The sequence below is a fragment of the Paenibacillus hunanensis genome (assembly GCF_034055775.1).
Lineage (GTDB): Bacteria > Bacillota > Bacilli > Paenibacillales > Paenibacillaceae > Saccharibacillus > Saccharibacillus hunanensis.
In genome coordinates this window covers 5,554,902-5,573,627 of sequence record NZ_CP139194.1, presented here as the reverse complement: position 1 = coordinate 5,573,627, position 18,726 = coordinate 5,554,902, and the positions used below count along the sequence as shown (strand labels likewise).

The following is an 18,726-nucleotide window of genomic DNA, read 5'->3' as shown; positions in this document are numbered from 1 at the left end:
AGATCACAGCCGGTAAGAATCTATCCTCTGTCGTATAGATTTCTATGCTACAGATTAGAGGGATATCAATCAGTGAGGAGCAGGACCTGGATCAAGGGCTTGCTCCTTTTGCATGTGTATAGAGCGAATAGAACGCATAGAGCGGTATGTGTATGAATACATATGGAGTCATATCATCTATAAATCCCTTGCTTTAAAACACGAAATGTTGCAATCCTCTCCTATTGCACGTTTACACGGTCTGCTATAGTGATCACAGTAATTATGTAAGCGCTTTACAATAAGTGGAAATGACGTCAAATGCCATTGGTTACAACGAAAGGGGATACACATATGAGAAGCAAGAAACAGGCATCGCTGCTGTTTTTAATCGTAGCGATCGTGCTGGGAACCTGGCCAATCGGAATGCATTCTTCCGCTGCGGCAGATGGCAGCATATCGCTCCATAATGCAGGCTTTGAGAGCGACTTTTGGAGCGATCAGTCCTGGAAGGTCGAGTCATCTGATTGGAGTCAGACCGATATTAGTCGGTATGCGTATGCGGACGATTCGTTTATTACGGCTGCGGAAGGAAGCCATGCCTTTAAATATTGGATCAAGAACAGTGCAGCCTCCAAGCAGCAGATTACCGTGAGTCAGTCGGTCTATTCGCTGCCAGCAGGTAGCTATGAGCTAACTTTGCAAGCGATGGGTGGTGCGGGTGGTGAAGCCGCACAGGTGCAGGTATTCGCAGATACCTCGCAGGGAACCGATACGGCAACGACAGGCTACAACAACTGGGGCACACTCAAGTTACAGTTTGTATTGAAGGAGCCAGCGACGAATTTTACGATTGGTGCGCATATTCGCGGCAATGCCAAAGCATGGGGCTATCTGGACGATGTGCAGCTCAAGCAGCTGAGCAGTGATACATCGCAGCCTGTAGCCGCTGATATTTTTGTGAAAAAGATCGATGGACTCAGCCCTGATTTTATTAAAGGAGTCGACGTATCGAGTATCCTATCGCTGGAGCAGAGCGGCGTGAAATTTTACGATGAGCAGGGCAATGTGCAGGATATCTTCACTACACTGCATGAGGCAGGCGTGAACTATGTGCGCGTGCGGATATGGAATGATTCGTATACTGCCGCAGGTAAAGGCTACGGTGGCGGCGATAACGATCTTGCCAAGGCGATTGCCATTGGTAAGCGTGCCACCGCCAATGGTATGAAGCTGCTGATCGATTTCCATTATTCGGATTTCTGGGCAGACCCGGCGAAGCAGCATACACCAAAGGCATGGGCGAACCTTAGCTTTGCGGATAAGGAGCAGGCGGTATACGATTTTACCAAAACCAGTCTGCAACAGATCGTCGATGCAGGTGTGAATGTTGGCATGGTACAGGTCGGCAATGAGACGAACCAGTATTTTATCGGTGAAAAGGATTGGACGAATATTAGCAAGCTGTTCAACAAGGGCAGTCAGGCGATTCGTGCAGTTGATCCGAAGATTCTGGTGGCGCTGCATTTTACGAATCCAGAATCAGCAGGACGCTATGCCTTCTATGCGAAGTCACTCGCAGACAATGGCGTCGATTATGATGTGTTTGCCACGTCGTACTATCCATTCTGGCACGGTACGCTGGGCAATCTGACTGCTGTACTGAAGCAGGTCGCCGATACGTATGGCAAAAAGGTGATGGTCGCGGAGACATCATATACGTACACCGCAGCTGATGGAGATGGACATGAAAACACCGCTCCACGCAGTAGCGGACAGACACTCGATTATCCGATCAGCGTGCAGGGTCAGGCGACTTCCGTACGCAATGTGATGCAGGCGGTAGCCGATGTGGGCTCGACGGGATTAGGCGTATTTTACTGGGAGCCTGCCTGGTTGCCAGTCGGCCCGGCAAGTGAGCTGGAAAATAACAAGAAGCTATGGGAGCAATACGGCTCAGGCTGGGCAGCCAGCTATGCCGGCGAATATGACCCGGACGATGCAGGCAAATGGTACGGTGGTAGTGCGGTAGATAATCAGGCATTGTTTGATTTTACCGGTCATCCGTTAGCGTCACTCAATGTGTTCAAATACGTGAATACGGGCGCGACCGCTCCGCTCCAGATCGATGCGATTCAGCCTGTATCGTTAACCGTGAATGCAGGCGATCCGATCCAACTGCCAGACACAGCGACTGCTACGTATAACGATGGCAGCACAGGCACCGTATCGGTCGTTTGGAATCAGCAGGAGCTAGAACAGGCGATTGCGAAGGGTGCAGGCAGCTATACGATTGACGGTACAGCAGATGGTGGTTATTCCGTGCAGGCGAATCTGTCGATCCGTAAGCCGAATCTGCTGCTGAACGGTAGCTTTGAGCAAAATGATCGTACGATGTGGAACATTACCTATGGCGAGGGTGCTACACCGCATACGGATTATCAGAACAAAGCATCCGATGCAAAAACAGGGCAGTACTCGCTTCATTTTTACGATGCGAATCGAGTTGATTTCCGTGTCGAACAGGATGTATATGGACTCAAGCCGGGCTATTATGATCTGTCGATGAATATTCAAGGCGGCAGTGCGACGAACTCGGACATGAAGCTGTATGCGATCACTGGTGGCAAAACGCTGGAGCAGCCGACGAGTGTGAACGGCTGGGTACAGTGGAGTCAGCCAGTTATCCATGATGTGTATGTCGCAGACGGTGCATTGACGATTGGCGCACAGGTACGTGCAGACGGCGGAGCATGGGGAACGCTGGATGACTTCTATCTGACCTTTGTACGGGATGCAGATAGTGCGCCTTCTCCTGAGCCGACACCAACACCAGAGCCAACGACGCCTACACCTACGCCAACTCCAACACCAGGTGGTAACGGAAATAATGGCGGCAGTTCTGGCAATAACTCATCCAGCTCTTCCAGTGGAGGCGGTGGTGGAGGTACAAGCAATCCAGGCCAAACGGTCAGCGTTGCCGCAGGTATGCAAAATGGCAGTCCGACCTCTGCCTACACGATCCAGCGCAGTGTGAGTGGAGATGGAGTCACACGCGATCAGATCAGCTATAGTGCAGCTGAAGCGAATGCAGCGCTCGCCGCTATGCAAGCCGCAGGTGGTAAAAATATTCGTCTGGTCGTACCAACAAGCAGTACGCCAGCCGCATCATTAGGCTTCACCCTGCCAACCGATACAGCGCGCGCATTATCTGGCGCATCCGCAGGTCTGGAGCTGAGTACCGCAGCGATCGGCTTGCTGCTGCCACCATCTACGCTGGCGACATTGAACGAAACAAGCCAGTTTACAATCACGCCAGCAACGGATACGGCTGCTGCGAATGCAGCTGTACGTGCGAGCAGCGATCTGATAGTGCAGCAGGCAGCAGGTATGGCGCAGATTCGAATGGTTGGTAAGCCTGTTGAAATTACAACCAATGTACAGGGCAAGCCAGTACAGCTCTCTTTGCCTGTATCATCACAGCAGCTACCTACTGATGCTACGGAGCGCGATCTATTCCTCAAGCAGCTGGTTGTATACGTAGAGCATAGCGATGGAAGCAAGGAGCTGATTCGTCCCGAGCTGGTGAAGGGCGCAGATCAGTCGCTGGCTGTTCAATTTAATGTGAATAAATTCAGTACGTTTACCTTGCTTCGATTGGAGCCAATGACAGGAGCTCCGCTGGCTGGCGACTCGGCTCAGCCGATGAAAGGGTACATGCAGGGCTACCAGGATCACACTTTCCAGCCCAATCGTACCGTGACACGCGCGGAACTGGCGACCATGCTGAATCGTCTTGCTTTGATGAAGCAAGCCAGTACAACAGCAGAAGCACAGCCAGCTGAATCATCCACCTCATTGTCTGTTGCAGCGATGCGCCTTTACAACGATGTGGATGCAGACCACTGGGCTTCATCGGCAATCGCCGCTGTAACGGTAGCCGATTGGATGAAGGGCGACGACCAGCATCACTTTGCCCCGAACCGTCCGATCACGCGCGCGGAGATGGCAACGGTACTGTCACGCTGGATGAAGCTAAGCGAAGCTACTGCAAACGCGTCCTTTAATGACACAACTACCCATTGGGCAGCTAAGGACATTGCACGTGTCCAACAAGCAGGCTATATGCAAGGCTATCCAAACGGTACCTTCGAGCCGAATCGTACACTGACTCGTGCCGAAGCCGTAACGCTGTTCAATCGGGTGCTGGGTATGAATAAGGCTACTGTCTCCGGTACAGGTACGTCATGGTCCGATGTGCCTTCCACGTACTGGGCAGCACATGATATTGAGCTGGCTACAGCAGGACAATGAAATGAGTATAAGCGAAGGTTGAGAAGTGCATAGCGTATAGGTGGATGCCTACGTCTACAGGTACAGTGAAACATCAACAGCTCTGCAAGCTTTCATAGGAGTAAGAGCGAAGAGTAAAAGTAGCACTAGAATGATGTAGCAAGAGTATAGTAAAAGTATAGAACGACTATAGTAAAACCATAGCAAGCAATATCGATCATGAGTAAGAACTAGCAATCGGAAATGGTATCATATTGAGCAAGCAGCAAGCAATCGATAACCCGAAATAGGAGTTACGGCGTGTAGGCTAGAGAAGCAGGACGAGAAATTCTGCCATGAGTTAATGAGATGATTTATTGTTAGATATGGAGAATGTATAGAACACAAATAGCGTAGCAGCGAGACATCGGTCTCCTTGCTACGCTATTGTTCATTTTATGCCACGTACCTTGTATGAGGATTAGAGTAGCCCGCTACATCCTCTATCATTACTTACTCACGATCGCTGCGATACTTCGCATCCATCAACGCATCATGCTCCGCAATCACACGCATATACTCATCCTCATCCGCAGCAAATACCTTCCGCTCTTCCTCCGACAGCTCTGCCCCCTGAATCAACGAGGATAGATCCTCAATTTCATACGTACGATGATCGCTGGGGCTTGGCATGTAATGGATAATCTCCGACATCTGATGTCGGCTATCCAGTGCATACGTCAAAATGTGAAACTCGTTCACCGCCATATACACATCCTCCGGCACCGCTCCAAAATCCTGCTCCAGCCCAAAATCAAAAGCTCCCTGCGTCAGCTCCTCATCAAATACAAATTCCGGCTCACGAGCCTCATCCGGAAACAATATATGCTGATTCAGCCGTGCCAGATCGTTCAGGTACGTACGCTGCGAGGAGGCCTGCATGATTGGATTCGGTAAACGACTTTGTGCCGATCCAGCAGGTAGAAAATAAGCAGCATCCTTAATTACGAACATCATCCGATCCTGCTCATGAATGAACTGTAAATAATCCCAGGTAAGCCCGGCACGGGCTTTTTTATAGCGAAATCCAAGCGATTGGCAGCGTTCAACCACCTTGTGCTCGATAAAATTACTTTTCGTCCAGGCAAAGCCTGAGCTGATCGCCATCAGGCTCCGATACTTTTTGCGAATCTCGATATAATCGCGATATCCATCCACAATGGCATCCACGATCATGCGTGCATAATGCGGCTTCAGCTTGTACGAGTCCAATCCCTGCTCCATAGCAATCACTCCGATCATCAGAATGCAAAAAGTCTACCCTTTCAGTTTACCGATAATCTAGCGTCAGGAGAATGCTTTTATCTGAAAATCATCAACTTCCTTTCCAGGGATGCCATCCGCTAGACATAATGAAAAAAGGGAGCTTGGCTATAAAATTCCCGAAAATGACTTTAAAACGCATTCTTGAAACAGTAAGATAATGTAAAAATTAAAACATGATGACGAACAAAGTATACTGTAGCACGGAACGCCCATCGGATACTCTACGTGAGAGACAGGACAAGGAAGAGATAGGTTAAAGCTCAAAATGTAAGCGTTATCTTTTGTGAAAGAAGTGCTGAATGACTCGTAACCGTATCCTACTAACCACACTGGAGGGATTTGTGTATGACTACCCGTTCGCTAACTTCTTCAGCCTTGCTTCGCCAGGCTGCTATGCTCGTCCTGCTGCTATCGCTCACGATGACTGGTGGCTGGCTCGTACCATCACATGCCGATGCCGCAGCTATCAATGTCACAGAAAGTGGCTCCTCAATCATCGTGAATACAGGGGCTGGCTTAGTCTACACGGTCAATAAAAATAACGGTGATATCATTTCCAGTAAAATGAACGGTACAGAGCTAAGTAGCTCGGGCGGTAAAGGCTCCCATATCGCTTCAGGTCTAGGCTCGGGTACGCAGGTAACATGGAATACCTCTCCATCTGGCTCCACAGTGCTGATCACTGCCAAAACGAGTACCCTTACCCATTACTATGCTTCACGTAGTGGTGAAAATATCATTTATATGGCGACGTACATAACAGCCGAACCGTCGGTAGGCGAGCTACGCTATATTTTCCGTGGTAACAGCAATGTATTAACGGGAGTACCCGCAGGCTCCAATCTGAGAGGCAATAACGGTGCGATTGAAAGCTCCGATGTATTCGGCTTTTCCAATGGACAGACCGCTTCCAAATACTATGGTAATGATCAGGCGCGCGAGCTAGGCATTCGTGGGGTGACCGGTAATAATGTAGGTGTATTTATGGCGTATGGAAATCGGGAAAAAAGCTCAGGTGGCCCGTTCTTCCGCGATATTCAATTCCAGAGCGGCGGAGATACAGAGGTTTACAATTATATGAACTCCGGTCACGAACAGACCGAAGCCTTCCGTATGGGCTTGCATGGCCCGTATGCACTGATATTTACAACAGGTGGAACGCCAGCGGCACCGGATTTTAGCTGGATGGCTGGGCTGAATCTGACAGGCTGGGTATCCAGTCGGGGAGCAGTTGTATTAAATGGTCTATCCGGTATGGATAGCAGCTATGGCTACACGATTGGCTTTGCGAATAGTAACGCACAATACTGGGCAGCTGCCTCGAGCAGTGGCGCGGCGGTCAGCCGTGATATGATCCCTGGCACGTATACGATGACCGTATACAAGGGAGAGCTGGCTGTGCATACCGAAAGTGTGAATGTGACAGCAGGCAATACGACTACGCTGAACACACGCACGATCACAGGCGATCCAGCCACCAAAGCGGCAATCTGGCGCATTGGCAATTGGGATGGAACACCACGAGAGTTCCTGAATGGACAGACGATTCCGCTTCGCCACCCATCAGATAGCCGCAATGCAAGCTGGGGGCCAGTCACTTATGCAACAGGCAGTGCGACAAATCGCTTCCCAGCGATTCAATTCCGTAATCAAAATTCGCCAACGACGATTACGTTCAATCTGGATGCCGCCCAGGCTGGCTCGCCGCATATACTGAATATTGGCATTACCGCTGCATACAATAATGGACGACCAAGCGTGACGGTGAATGGCACGACCTTAACGAATCCGGGGGCTTCGACGCAGCCAAGCTCACGTAGCTTCACCATTGGTACGTATCGTGGTAATAACCATACTTTTTCGTGGACGGTGCCTGCTTCGGCGCTGCGTAGTGGAGCGAATACAATTACGATTACACCAATTAGCGGATCGAGCGATCTCGGGACATGGCTCAGTGCAGGCTGGGTGTATGATGCGGTGGAGTTGCTGAATTAGAGAGAAGTAAAATTCGGTTGGACGAATATGGTTATGGAAAGCTTTATTCCTATGTTAAAAGAGTTTCCTCAACCAAAGTGGAATGGTTATTTTAGTCACTTTGAAGAAAACATGGAGATAAAATGGCTGTATGAGTACAAAACAGATCAGTACATGCTTATTTTTATGGATTCCGGCTATTTGTTTACCCTCAAAACGTCCAAGGAAGACATACAGATATTTGGCCAGCAACTTGAGCAAGAGTTAAAGTTAGCACTACCACATTAATCTACATGTTTGTATTAGCTAGACAGTAACAATATATGAAATACAACAATCAAAAAAGGTTCACGGTTGCTCCACTCGGCAACTGTGAACCTTTTTTGATATCAAATAATGAAGCGTACAATTACACAATGGAAATGAGCTAATCGTCATTTAGCCACCTGTTTGCGATCATTGTAGAAGTTACAACGATTGGAACTACAGTTCACAATCGATGCTATCCTGCAACTATGAATCGACCGATGAGCAGCTGTCTTGTTGTACGCTCACATCTGCCGAATCACATCATCCGCATCGGTGGAGAAGGCAAGTTCCTTTTGTACTTCGAGTGCCTCCATACGATCGGTTAACGCTTTGCGGATATAGTCATACGCATCGCTACCGAGTGGCAAACGCAGAGGCATCTGATCCTCATCGACCTGTTGGATGATCATCTGTGCCATTTTCTGCGGATCGCCTATGACCATACGATTAAAGGTCTCGCTGTCGACACCCGGCAGCTCGCCTTTCATTAGGCTCACAAATTGACCTGCTTCCAGATCACGATACAGCTCAGTACGTTCGCCGAAGACCGCATTACTTGTAATAAAGTTGGTACGGATACCGCCAGGTTCAACCATCATCGTGCGGATATTAAACGGAGCCACTTCCAGCGCCAGCGCCTCAATCGCAGCTTCGATTGCCCATTTGGAAGCGCAGTACAATCCCATACCAGGTGTGGAATAGTGACCTGCCATGCTTGAAATCTGAACGATCTGTCCGCCGCCCTGCTGTCTTAGAAAAGGCAATGCTGCTCGAGCAACGCGCAGTGAACCGAGTACATTCGTCTGGAATAGATGCTCGATCTGCTCATCCGCGGCTTCCTCTACAGCTCCGTACAATCCATAGGCAGCATTGTTGATGACCACATCAATCGTTCCATATTCGGTAAAAGCACGCTCGACTACGTCCTTCACCTGCTCGGGCTGGGTCAAGTCCATATGCGCAATCCATAGCTGATCGCCGTATTGCTGCTTCCAGTGATCCAATGCGCCTGGCTTTCGAATCGTAGCTGCTACGCGATCGCCACGCTGTAATAGCTGCTCAATCATCGGAGTAGCCAAACCGCCTGTTGCACCTGTAATAAACCATGTTTTTGTCATTGTTTGCCTCCTGTAATGCTGTATTTTTTACAGCATAAGCGCTGATCGAGAGGCTAGCCACACTACGGTTATACTGGTAATGGCACTAACAGGCAGAAGAATAGACCCATTGAACAGACCAGACAGGCTAGACCGATTAGACCAACGGGATAGAGATAGGATGCACACTTGCTACTCTTTTCAAATTACTGGTTATTGCCGCTATTCGACTCGAATATGCAAATTCTAAGCAGGCAAACATCAGCATGGTATAGCTCCTAACTTCAAAGTCGGGCAAGTCGATCCTGCTCCAGTAGCAGTGTCAATTTGCTTGCTGTCTCGCTAGAAGGTACGAAGAAGCACCAGTGCAGACCGGGGTCGCTATCGATGGCAGAGGCAGAATGGATCTCAAATTCCATTTCTTGTCCGTCTGCCAGCACATAGGTAGCGGTAGATACACGCTTCTGGCGAATTTCAAATTGATCCCACAGCTCGGCAAATACGCTACTTTCCCGATACAAGCGATTAAAACGCTCTACATATAACGGATTATCCCGATGACGTTCAAAGCCAGCACGCATAATACCTACACTGTAACGAGCGAAGTCGTCCCAGTTCAGTAGCTTTTTCCGATAATCTTCGTTTAAAAAAATGACGTTCAGCATATACCGATCCTGCTCGTCCATCTGTGCAAAGTCGGCGATCACCAGCTCCGCAGCACGGTTCCATGTGATCACATCAGACGCTTCGTTTGTAATAAAGGACGGATAATGTAGCTGCTGCACCAGGCTTTGTAAAAAATCAGCATTGCGCTGGGGCGGCAAGCTTGCCGTCAGTGGGTCTGTATCGTGAATCGCGATCAGACTGCGCATATACTCGCGTTCATCGTCATCCAGTCGCAGTGCGTTGCTAATGCTGTCCAGCACCTCGGGAGAAGGATTCGTTTCTTTGCCCTGCTCCAGCCAGGTGTAATACGTTACACTCACATTGGCGAGATAGGCGACCTCTTCGCGGCGCAAGCCCGGTGTACGGCGTCTGCCTGGTAACGGCTGAATGCCTGCATGAGCAGGCTGAATACGTTCGCGCCGGGAACGGATGAATTCACCAAGTGCAGAGGAGGAGCGCTGCAATTTCATAGGGGCACGTCCTTTCAGTGAATAGAATGATGGAGCGAGATAGATCGATAAATAACGATAGACGCACAGTTGCGTTGGAGTAGACTGCCACAGGTATAGGTATAGGTATAGGTGCATCTATGCAACAGCTGTATAGTGTAATAACTGTATAGTAAAGTGATGGAATGATTCATATCGATTGAGGATAACATACGTATCATGCTTTATTTTACAGAAGGCATTATACAAGGCACTACATGATACGATCTCTGCTACGTATTATATCGCTTTTGATCAAAGCACAGCAAAATAATTCCTATTTTACGTATACAAATCAGGGGGATGAGAATGATATGATAGGGGTAAGCACAGGCGGTCTGACTACGTATCCCTATAGCCCATGCTACCGCTAGCCTGTATGCCTGATTCATTCTCGTTCAGACTGAAATGAAGTACCGAATTACCATCCCAATTCATTTGAAGCTCAGGAGGTCATCATTCATGTCAGATAAGATGATTATCAAAACAGACGGTCAGGAACTCACACTGGAACGCATTTTCGATGCGTCAACCGAGCTCGTATTCAAAGCATTTTCCGAAGCAGCGCATCTTCGTGAATGGTGGGGGCCGCATGGCTGGGAGCTTACCGTGTGCAATATCGATTTTCGCCCGGGCGGAGAGTGGCATTACTGTATGACGTGCATGGATAAGAATCAGGGTGACTTTTATGGACAGGAATCATGGGGCAAGGCTGTATATGATCTGATCGAAAAGCCAAGCCAGATCGTATACACGGACTATTTCTCTGATGCGAGCGGTAGTGTGTCGGAGGAGATGCCAAGTAGCCGCATTCAAACGGTGTTCCACAATCACGAAGGCGGTAAAACCAGACTGATCAGCCGCGCTTATTTTGATTCCGAGGAATCGCTCAAGCAGGTGATAGAGATGGGCATGGCTGAGGGCATTACACAGACATGGGATCGACTGGAGGCGCATTTGGCGCGGATGAAGAAGTAAGCATCTGTACTGCGTACCCATTGGTGCAGAAAAAGAAAAACGTCATAGCGAATTTAGAACAGCAGATTCGTTGGCATATCGGCGAGTCTGCTGTTTTTAAATGCGTCTATGCAAAGTGCAAGATCAATACATAATACGTAGGAGGAACAGACCAACATGCAAAAGCTACTATTCATGCTCGTTATGCTAGGTCTAATCGTGACGCTGGTATGCAGTTATTCTAATAGGACAGAGGCTGCATCAACAGCGATGTTTCGACCGATTCTGATCAATGTGAACGGGAAGTTTATCCAGACAGGCACGACACCAGAAGAAGTGGATCATCGCGTGCTTATTCCGATTCGCTCCTTATCGACGCTGGGACTTACGTACGTATGGGATGGGACTACTCAAACGGTAACGATCTCGAATGCGTCTCAAAGCAAAGTAAAGGTAACGCTGAACAGCAAGATCGCCTATAAGGATGACAAGCCGATCACGTTAGATGTTCCAGCTCAAATGAAGCAAGAGCGTGTCTATCTGCCGATCCGTTTTGTGACAGAAGCCTTTGATTCTAATGTGCAGTTCGAAACTATTCGTAAAATTGTATTTGTAACGAGCAAGAGCTTCTCCGGTTCTACTGATCTGGTAAGCAAGGATCTACAAAAAGCAAGACAAGCCGCGATTTCCTTACCGATTCAAGCGAGCTTTAAACTTCTTCATGTGAAGGAAACTGATTTTATGGTAGAAAGTTATATGTTTTTAGCAGGTAAAGCAGATGAGTACATATATGAGGATGGCTATACTTCTACGATTGTACATATTCAAAATGGCAAGGCGATTGCAATCGGACAATTTACGAACAAAGGTGGAACGGGTAGCTTCGATCAGGTTGCAGGTGATCTGAAGGATACGCTCTCGCCAGCTTTCCAGCATTTTGTTATAGAAAATCCTATCGTTTACTTTAACGTAAACTATAATACAACGGCTCTGGATGCGGGATATTCTAGCGATGATGATAAAACATTTCGTATCTCCGGCGAATTTTCGGGCGCTTATGAAAATATAATTATTGCATTGCCTGATGGGAAATAACGATTAGCGTCCATGTTAATATTCAAGCTTGTTTGATCAAACCATTGTGCATAGGATGCACGATGATACAGAGAAAAGCCACTCATCCGTAGACGAGTGGCTTTTCTTTGATTATCTAAAATTATTGTGGATGGAATGCTTACTTGTAGGTATAGCTGTTATCCTTGCTCTCCAGCTGCTCGCCATGAGTCGCAATCACCTGCTTATACCACTCAAATGAATCCTTCTTATACCGCTTCATCGAGCCATTCCCCTCATTATCACGATCTACATAGATCATACCGTAGCGCTTCTTCATCTCACCTGTTGTGAAGGACACGATATCGATAATGCCCCACGGCGTATAACCGATCAGATCGACGCCGTCATAATTCACCGCTTGCTCCAGTGCTTCGATGTGAGATTTGAGATATTCGATGCGTGCGGGATCGTGGATGGAGCCGTCCGCTTCCATCTGGTCAATCGCGCCAAAGCCATTTTCCACGATAAACAATGGAATCTGATAGCGATCATAGAAACGGTTGAGTGTATAACGCAGTCCAACCGGATCGATTGCCCAGCCCCAGTCACTCGATTGGATATACGGATTCTCTACGCTATTTGGCAGCCCACCGTTTACAACATCCCCTGTATTATCGTTATGGACATCGCTTTTTACCGTCGTCGACATATAGTAGCTAAAGCCGAGATAATCAACCGTACCGTTACGCAAAATCTCCTCGTCGCCCGGCTCGAACACGATGTTATAGCCCTCACGCTCGAATTCCTTCAATACATAGCTCGGATAGTAGCCGCGCACATGCACATCCGGGAAGAAATAGCGCTCGCGCATCGCTTCCTCTGCCAGCATCACATCGTTCGGATTACAGGAATACGGATAGATCGGTACATGGGATACCATCGCGCCAATCTGGAAGTCTGGATTGATCGCTTTCCCTTTAGCAACGGCGAGTGCGCTTGCTAGCAGCTCGTGGTGTCCTGCCTGATACATGACCTCGCGTGCATTTTCGCCTTCTTTGACCATGACACCGGAGTTCGTCCAGAGGAAGATCGGGTTATGAGCGTCCATTTTATTGTTGATTTCGTTAAAGGTCATCCAGTATTTCACTTTATTCCGATAACGGGTAAAGCAGACCTCAGCAAATTTCACAAAGTGCTCGATCACCTTACGGCTCCGGAAGCCGCCATATTCACGTGCCAGATGCAGTGGCATTTCAAAGTGGGACAGGGTGATGACCGGCTCGATGCCGTACTTGATTAGCTCGTCGAATACATCGTCATAAAATTGCAGTCCCGCTTCGTTCGGCGCTTCCTCATCGCCCTGCGGGAAAATGCGGCTCCAGCCGATGGAGGTACGCAGGCATTTCAATCCCATTTCGGCAAATAGGGCGATGTCTTCCTTGTAGTGATGATAGAAATCGATGGCTTCGTGGTTGGGGTAAAAGGTGTCGGGTTCGATCTCGTCGGTAATCTGACGTGGCACGCCGTGGGCGCCAGCGGTCATCACATCGACAACGCTCGGACCTTTGCCACCAGCGTTCCAGCCGCCTTCGAATTGATGGGCAGCGAGTGCGCCGCCCCACAGAAAGTTTACAGGTAGTTTGCTCATGATGAATTCCTCCATAGTTTCCAATATAGGTATAGTGTGTCTCTTTACTTTTGTGCTTTTAAGAGGTACCGCTCAGGTAAGGAATAAGGGGACGGACTCGGGTGGAGCCGCGGGAATCTTTTGGAATGGGGAAGGAATGAAGATTCCCGCCCCTCCAAAGTCGTCCTTTCCCCTTATTTCCCTACCTTCGCTCAGTGCTATATGTGACAACATAATGATGAACGTGTTGCGAATATGTCTGCGTTCCTCACTCTTTGGGGGAGGGCAGCATTTAAGATCAAGTTCTTACGTATAAAGTAGGCATAAGTTTTTCGAGATAGACTACTAATGGGTAGTGAGTGGTCTGGTTGATATGGCTTGTTCAATGCTCAACGGAGTTCATTATCACAGCCGTTAAGCGTTTGGAAATTAATTCGTTACTTGCTTGGTGATCGGTAGTTATTAACGAATCACGGTCATAATATCGGCGTTAGTTGTTGCATTTTCCAGGTTGCCGACTACGATCTGCTTGTAATCGAAGCTATTAGTTACGAGTACAGGGGTGATCGTTGGCATGCCGTTGCTCTGGATGAGTGCTTTATCGAATTGGAGCAGCAGGTCGCCCTTGTTGATGGTGTCGCCTTCTTTTACGTTCAGCTGGAATGGTGCGCCTTTGAGCTTGACGGTGTTGAGTCCGATGTGCACGAACAGCTCGACGCCGGTGTCGGAGCGGAGTCCGATGGCATGGCCGGTTGGTGCAACGGTGGCTACGGTGCCGTCAAATGGGGCATACAGCTTGTTGTCAGATGGCTCGATAGCGATTCCCTGTCCCATTGCGCCAGAGCTGAATGCTTCGTCTGGGACTTCGGTTAATGGGACGATTTTACCGACGAGTGGAGCGCTGATGCTTTCTTCATCGGGTAGACTGTGTCCATGTACCTGACGGTGCGCGGTATCGGCATCCGCTGTTGCGCTAATGGCGCTCATCGCTTCATTGGCACTTGCCATTGGTGCAGCAGATGTGCCTGTTACAGGTTGTCCTTGCTCGTTGGCGAGACTTGTATCGCCAGCAGATGGTTTTGCTTTGGCTTCGTCTACGCCGTATCCGAACAGCTGGATCAGAATCACGGGCAGTACGATTGCGATGGCAGAGCCGATCAGAATGCCCCATACCGACGTCGGATAGTCGGCGTTGATGCTGTTCACGATAGTCAGTGGGCCCGGCAGACCCGCATACGCAAAGTAATACGGGTTAAAGAAGCTCGCTACAATCGCGCCGATTGCACCGGAGATACAGCCGAAGATCATTGGCTTTTTGAAGCGCAAGGTTACGCCATAGATCGCTGGCTCGGTAATACCAAATAATCCAGTAACACCCGCCGAAATACCGATTTTACGCGTTTCCTGATTTCTCGTTTTCAAAATAACACCCAGTACCGCACCGATCTGTGCGACGACGGCGATCGTCTGGTACGCCTGAAAGGAGTCGCGTCCATATTGCTCAAAGTTCGCCAGCACCATCGGTGTGACACCCCAGTGTACGCCGAAGATGACGATAACCTGCCAGAAGCCGCCGATGATTGCACCAGCTAATGCAGGAGCATTTTCAGCAAGGAAGTTGTATCCGTTTGCAATGCCGTTTGCACCAAGTGTCGTTACCGGGCCGATCAAGACGATCGTTAGTGGCACCATCACGAGCAGACAGAGCAACGGTACGAACAGCGGACGAATCACTTCATGAATGCGCTTGTTCAGGAAGCGCTCCAGATACGACAGAATCCAGACGAGAAACAGTGGAGGCAATACAGAAGAGGTATATGTAGTCTCTGTCAGCGCGATGCCGAGAAAGTTAACGGTTCCTCCATCTGCAATTTGTGCCGCCATCTCTGCCCACGTTGGGCTGACTAATGCCGCACAGCAGGCGACGGCGATATACGTATTCGTTTTAAAATGCTTGGATGCCGTAATAGCGATGAAGATCGGTAGGAACGTAAACGGTGACCATGAGATAAAGCTAATCACCTGATAGGTACCAGATTGCTCGAAGCTTGGGAATAGCAGGTTCGCAATGATGAGCAGACCCTGCATAATACCGGCTGCTGCAAGTATATACACAAACGGCGCGAATACCGCCGACATAGTTGCAATGATGCGGTTCAAAACTGTACCTTTCGGCTGTGGCTCATCATCACTGGCATCCAGCTGCACTAGCTTGGCAAATTCGTCGTATACTTCGCCAACATGCTGTCCAATGACAACCTGGAATTGCCCACCATTTTCAACAACGGTAATGACGCCAGGCATGGCGGAAACGGTTTCTTTTGCCTGCGCACTATTTTGCTTTAGTACAAGCCGTAGCCGGGTTGCACAGCGCGTCGCGCCAGCGATATTTTGCTCGCCGCCGACCGCTTCCAATATGTCATGTGCCAGTTTTGGATAATCTCTAACTTTTCCCGACAATGGAACCACTCCTTCATGTATGAACAATAAGATAGGTTGCTGCAATGCAATTGCTTTTTGTTATGACCTTCATCGTGCTCGTATAAAAAAAGCGCTATCAATATGGTACACTCACATTATAATTATAACGGTATAATTTATCAATAACCAAATTATTTAATTTTGAACACACAATTTGAAAGTGAGGTTTTAAATGAAATATGATACAATCGCGATAAAGTATCCTTGAGGAAACGTTTAAGGAATTTGATTATGCCTATAAATGAATCGTTACATACCACCACTATATTGAAACTAAAGAGGAATGCTCATGTTAAAATATCAGCATATTGCCGCAGAAATTGAAAAATACATCCAGGAGCATGCGCTGCAACAGGGCGATAAGCTGCCTGTACTGGACGAGTTAATGGTGCAATTCGGCGTTAGTAAAAGTACGATTATCAAATCGCTGGAGCTACTGGAGGAACGAGGCGTTATTTTCCAGGTGCGCGGTAGCGGGATATTCGTTCGCCGTCATGGTCGCAAAGGCTATATTAGTCTGCTGAAAAATCAAGGCTTTACCCGTGATCTGGATCATTTCCCGATCACCTCGCAGGTGCTGGAGCTATCCGTGCGCAAGCCAACGCGTGAGGCTGCTACGAATCTGAACATCAGCATGGAGCAGGATGTGTACTATGTAAAACGCGTTCGTTATATCTATGAGCAAACGCTCTGTGTGGAGGAATCGTACTATAACAAAGCGATTGTGACGTATTTGAATAACGAGATCGTATCCGACTCGATCTTTGATTATATTCGCGAGGGACTGGGCTTGAAGATCGGCTTTTCCGATTCGTATCTGCATGTGGGCAAGCTGGAGGAGGAAGAAGCAGGTCATCTGGGCTTGAACAAGGGTGATCCGAAGCTCGATGTGGAGACGATCTTCCATCTGGCGAATGGACAGCCGTTCGACTTCTCGCGTATTACGTACAACTATATTCAGTCGCAGTTCTTTATTCAGGCGAATGGGCATGGGATGTGAGTGGAATAGAAGAGGCGCGGAGCAAGGCTACGAGCAGGATCGGTATGAGGAATACAATATAGCGATTATGTTCAAGATAAACGTCGTACAAGTTTCGGTGCCTACTGATCCTAAACCCGAAATACAGCAACCGTGTTCAACATAAACATTGAGTACCTGACAAAAAACGAAGCTGATCCGCTATGGTTAAGGATCGCTTCGTTTTTTTAGTTTCATATCCAGATAGGTTGAACAGTAGGAAGTTGGGATTCGAACGATATAGAAGATGGACGATCAAATCATGTAGGGCGAAGCTTCTAACGCTTTGTAATACATCTGACATGCCCTGTAATTCGGTTCTAGCAACATGCGATAGCTCTCAATCAAACGATATTAAGGCTTGAACTCACCGACAGGTGTGGCGTTGAGCTTCAACTTCTTCTTTTTACTCTCCACATACAGTTTCTCAGAAATAATCGGATTCGAAATATAGGTATACTCCAATGTGAAAAATTCCTGTCCTTCTATCCTAGACTTATCCAGCACAATCTGCTGAAAGCCTTTTGCTATGCGGCGTGGTGGAGTCTCAATCGAGCGCAGTACCAGCGCCTTACCTGCATAGGTAGAATGCTCGTAGTCGACGACATCCAGCTGTGGCAAGCGATGAGCAACCCAGTAGATTCCAGTTATAGGTACGTTATTATAGTAGTGCACCTGCGCGGGTATGAATTGCGCCTTCACATTCGATTCCTCTAATAGTAGCTTTAACGCATCGGAAACGATGAGTGCGCGTGTACCGGTGTAGAACAGGTCAACATCCATTTTACGTACGCTGGAATCGAGAATGACCTCGGCTGTTGTTTCAGAAGATATCTCCATTTGGAGCGGATCGTAATACGTAGCCAGCTCTGGCGTAAAGGTAACACCACCTGAAATGAATCCTTTGCGCCGATATTGGAATTCCAGAACATAATACGTCATCGGATTGTGTACACTCCTCTCTTGAAGTGAGCTAATATTCTATACATTTCAACATAGCATATCTTACACAATGATCAAAAAATGCTGACGACGTACAGCTTTATATGTAACTGCTGAGCATGGATATAAAAAAGAAAAAGCCTCCTGTACGCATACAGAAGACTTCTCAATGTACTGTAGATGTAGATTTGCTAGTACGTTTAGCCATACCGACAAACACATACACACACGCCAGGCAAAATAAAATGGTGAGTGCTTTCAAAGCGATGCTTGAAGATTCCAGATAGAAGGCATTCATCATATTAAGAGCTGAGCATACCATCCCTACGATACTAGCCAGCCGCCTACTACGTTGCTCATGTGAGCCTTTGACATTTTCATACACATAAAAAGCGAATCCCTGGATAAACAGGACAGCACCGGCTAGCGAGAAGTGCGACAGAAAACCAAATAAGGCAATCAGAATCGCCCAGATCAATAGCAGCGCGAGGGGAATAAGCACTTTAGATCGATTCGTCATGACGTCTAGCACCT

13 protein-coding genes are annotated in these 18,726 nt (G+C 48.1%); 6 read left to right on the top strand and 7 right to left on the bottom strand.

What is annotated here, in order from left to right; genetic code table 11:
- The first annotated feature begins 333 nt into the window (after positions 1–333).
- On the top strand, positions 334–4,293 hold the full coding sequence (locus SK066_RS22655) for a glycosyl hydrolase 53 family protein (protein ID WP_320543121.1): 3,960 nt from the start codon (positions 334–336) through the stop codon (positions 4,291–4,293).
- Positions 4,294–4,764: 471 nt separating this feature from the next.
- On the opposite strand, the gene SK066_RS22650 is transcribed toward SK066_RS22655, so the two are convergent.
- Positions 4,765–5,535, bottom strand: coding sequence for a spr1630 family ClpXP-sensitive toxin (locus tag SK066_RS22650; RefSeq protein ID WP_320543120.1), 771 nt, complete (start codon positions 5,533–5,535; stop codon positions 4,765–4,767).
- A 387-nt stretch (positions 5,536–5,922) separates the two neighbouring features.
- Here SK066_RS22650 and SK066_RS22645 point away from each other — a divergent pair, with 387 nt between their 5' ends.
- Positions 5,923–7,572, top strand: a complete 1,650-nt coding sequence (locus SK066_RS22645; protein WP_320543119.1) for a rhamnogalacturonan lyase B N-terminal domain-containing protein — start codon at positions 5,923–5,925, stop codon at positions 7,570–7,572.
- Between the two features lie 33 nt (positions 7,573–7,605).
- On the top strand, positions 7,606–7,839 hold the full coding sequence (locus tag SK066_RS22640; protein ID WP_320543118.1) for a hypothetical protein: 234 nt from the start codon (positions 7,606–7,608) through the stop codon (positions 7,837–7,839).
- A 263-nt stretch (positions 7,840–8,102) separates the two neighbouring features.
- Here the strand turns inward: SK066_RS22640 and SK066_RS22635 are convergent, their stop codons facing one another.
- Positions 8,103–8,978 carry an SDR family oxidoreductase gene (locus tag SK066_RS22635; RefSeq protein ID WP_320543117.1) on the bottom strand — a complete coding sequence of 292 codons (876 nt, stop codon included), beginning with the start codon at positions 8,976–8,978 and terminating at the stop codon, positions 8,103–8,105.
- 263 nt (positions 8,979–9,241) lie between these two features.
- Positions 9,242–10,093 carry a helix-turn-helix transcriptional regulator gene (locus tag SK066_RS22630; protein ID WP_320543116.1) on the bottom strand — a complete coding sequence of 284 codons (852 nt, stop codon included), beginning with the start codon at positions 10,091–10,093 and terminating at the stop codon, positions 9,242–9,244.
- Between the two features lie 480 nt (positions 10,094–10,573).
- Here SK066_RS22630 and SK066_RS22625 point away from each other — a divergent pair, with 480 nt between their 5' ends.
- Entirely contained in the window at positions 10,574–11,089 is a 516-nt protein-coding gene (locus tag SK066_RS22625) for an SRPBCC domain-containing protein (protein WP_320543115.1), read from the top strand.
- 156 nt (positions 11,090–11,245) lie between these two features.
- Positions 11,246–12,163, top strand: coding sequence for a copper amine oxidase N-terminal domain-containing protein (locus SK066_RS22620; protein WP_320543114.1), 918 nt, complete (start codon positions 11,246–11,248; stop codon positions 12,161–12,163).
- A gap of 139 nt (positions 12,164–12,302) precedes the next feature.
- On the opposite strand, the gene bglA is transcribed toward SK066_RS22620, so the two are convergent.
- Together bglA and SK066_RS22610 are read right to left on the bottom strand one after the other, a co-directional pair.
- Positions 12,303–13,772: a 6-phospho-beta-glucosidase BglA gene (gene bglA / locus SK066_RS22615; protein WP_320543113.1), complete on the bottom strand. Its 1,470-nt coding sequence runs from the start codon at positions 13,770–13,772 to the stop codon at positions 12,303–12,305.
- 441 nt (positions 13,773–14,213) lie between these two features.
- Positions 14,214–16,211 (bottom strand): beta-glucoside-specific PTS transporter subunit IIABC, encoded by a 1,998-nt coding sequence (locus tag SK066_RS22610; protein WP_320543112.1) that lies wholly within the window; start codon positions 16,209–16,211, stop codon positions 14,214–14,216.
- Positions 16,212–16,521: 310 nt separating this feature from the next.
- Between SK066_RS22610 and SK066_RS22605 the strand changes: the two genes are divergently transcribed.
- Complete coding sequence (locus SK066_RS22605; RefSeq protein ID WP_320543111.1) at positions 16,522–17,232, top strand: GntR family transcriptional regulator; 711 nt, start codon at positions 16,522–16,524, stop codon at positions 17,230–17,232.
- 372 nt (positions 17,233–17,604) lie between these two features.
- Here SK066_RS22605 and SK066_RS22600 read toward each other — a convergent pair whose 3' ends face one another.
- Positions 17,605–18,192, bottom strand: a complete 588-nt coding sequence (locus SK066_RS22600) for an imm11 family protein (RefSeq protein WP_320543110.1) — start codon at positions 18,190–18,192, stop codon at positions 17,605–17,607.
- Between the two features lie 166 nt (positions 18,193–18,358).
- Complete coding sequence (locus tag SK066_RS22595; RefSeq protein ID WP_188775989.1) at positions 18,359–18,712, bottom strand: hypothetical protein; 354 nt, start codon at positions 18,710–18,712, stop codon at positions 18,359–18,361.
- Positions 18,713–18,726 lie beyond the last annotated feature (14 nt).

Bases quoted from the DNA above. Each gene is read 5' to 3' on its own strand.
- SK066_RS22655 (WP_320543121.1), top strand. From the start codon at position 334: ATGAGAAGCAAGAAACAGGCATCGCTGCTGTTTTTAATCGTAGCGATC.
- SK066_RS22600 (WP_320543110.1), bottom strand. From the start codon at position 18,192: ATGACGTATTATGTTCTGGAATTCCAATATCGGCGCAAAGGATTCATT.
- bglA (WP_320543113.1), bottom strand. From the start codon at position 13,772: ATGAGCAAACTACCTGTAAACTTTCTGTGGGGCGGCGCACTCGCTGCC.
- SK066_RS22605 (WP_320543111.1), top strand. From the start codon at position 16,522: ATGTTAAAATATCAGCATATTGCCGCAGAAATTGAAAAATACATCCAG.
- SK066_RS22630 (WP_320543116.1), bottom strand. From the start codon at position 10,093: ATGAAATTGCAGCGCTCCTCCTCTGCACTTGGTGAATTCATCCGTTCC.
- SK066_RS22640 (WP_320543118.1), top strand. From the start codon at position 7,606: ATGGAAAGCTTTATTCCTATGTTAAAAGAGTTTCCTCAACCAAAGTGG.
- SK066_RS22650 (WP_320543120.1), bottom strand. From the start codon at position 5,535: ATGGAGCAGGGATTGGACTCGTACAAGCTGAAGCCGCATTATGCACGC.
- SK066_RS22645 (WP_320543119.1), top strand. From the start codon at position 5,923: ATGACTACCCGTTCGCTAACTTCTTCAGCCTTGCTTCGCCAGGCTGCT.
- SK066_RS22625 (WP_320543115.1), top strand. From the start codon at position 10,574: ATGTCAGATAAGATGATTATCAAAACAGACGGTCAGGAACTCACACTG.
- SK066_RS22595 (WP_188775989.1), bottom strand. From the start codon at position 18,712: ATGACGAATCGATCTAAAGTGCTTATTCCCCTCGCGCTGCTATTGATC.
- SK066_RS22635 (WP_320543117.1), bottom strand. From the start codon at position 8,978: ATGACAAAAACATGGTTTATTACAGGTGCAACAGGCGGTTTGGCTACT.
- SK066_RS22620 (WP_320543114.1), top strand. From the start codon at position 11,246: ATGCAAAAGCTACTATTCATGCTCGTTATGCTAGGTCTAATCGTGACG.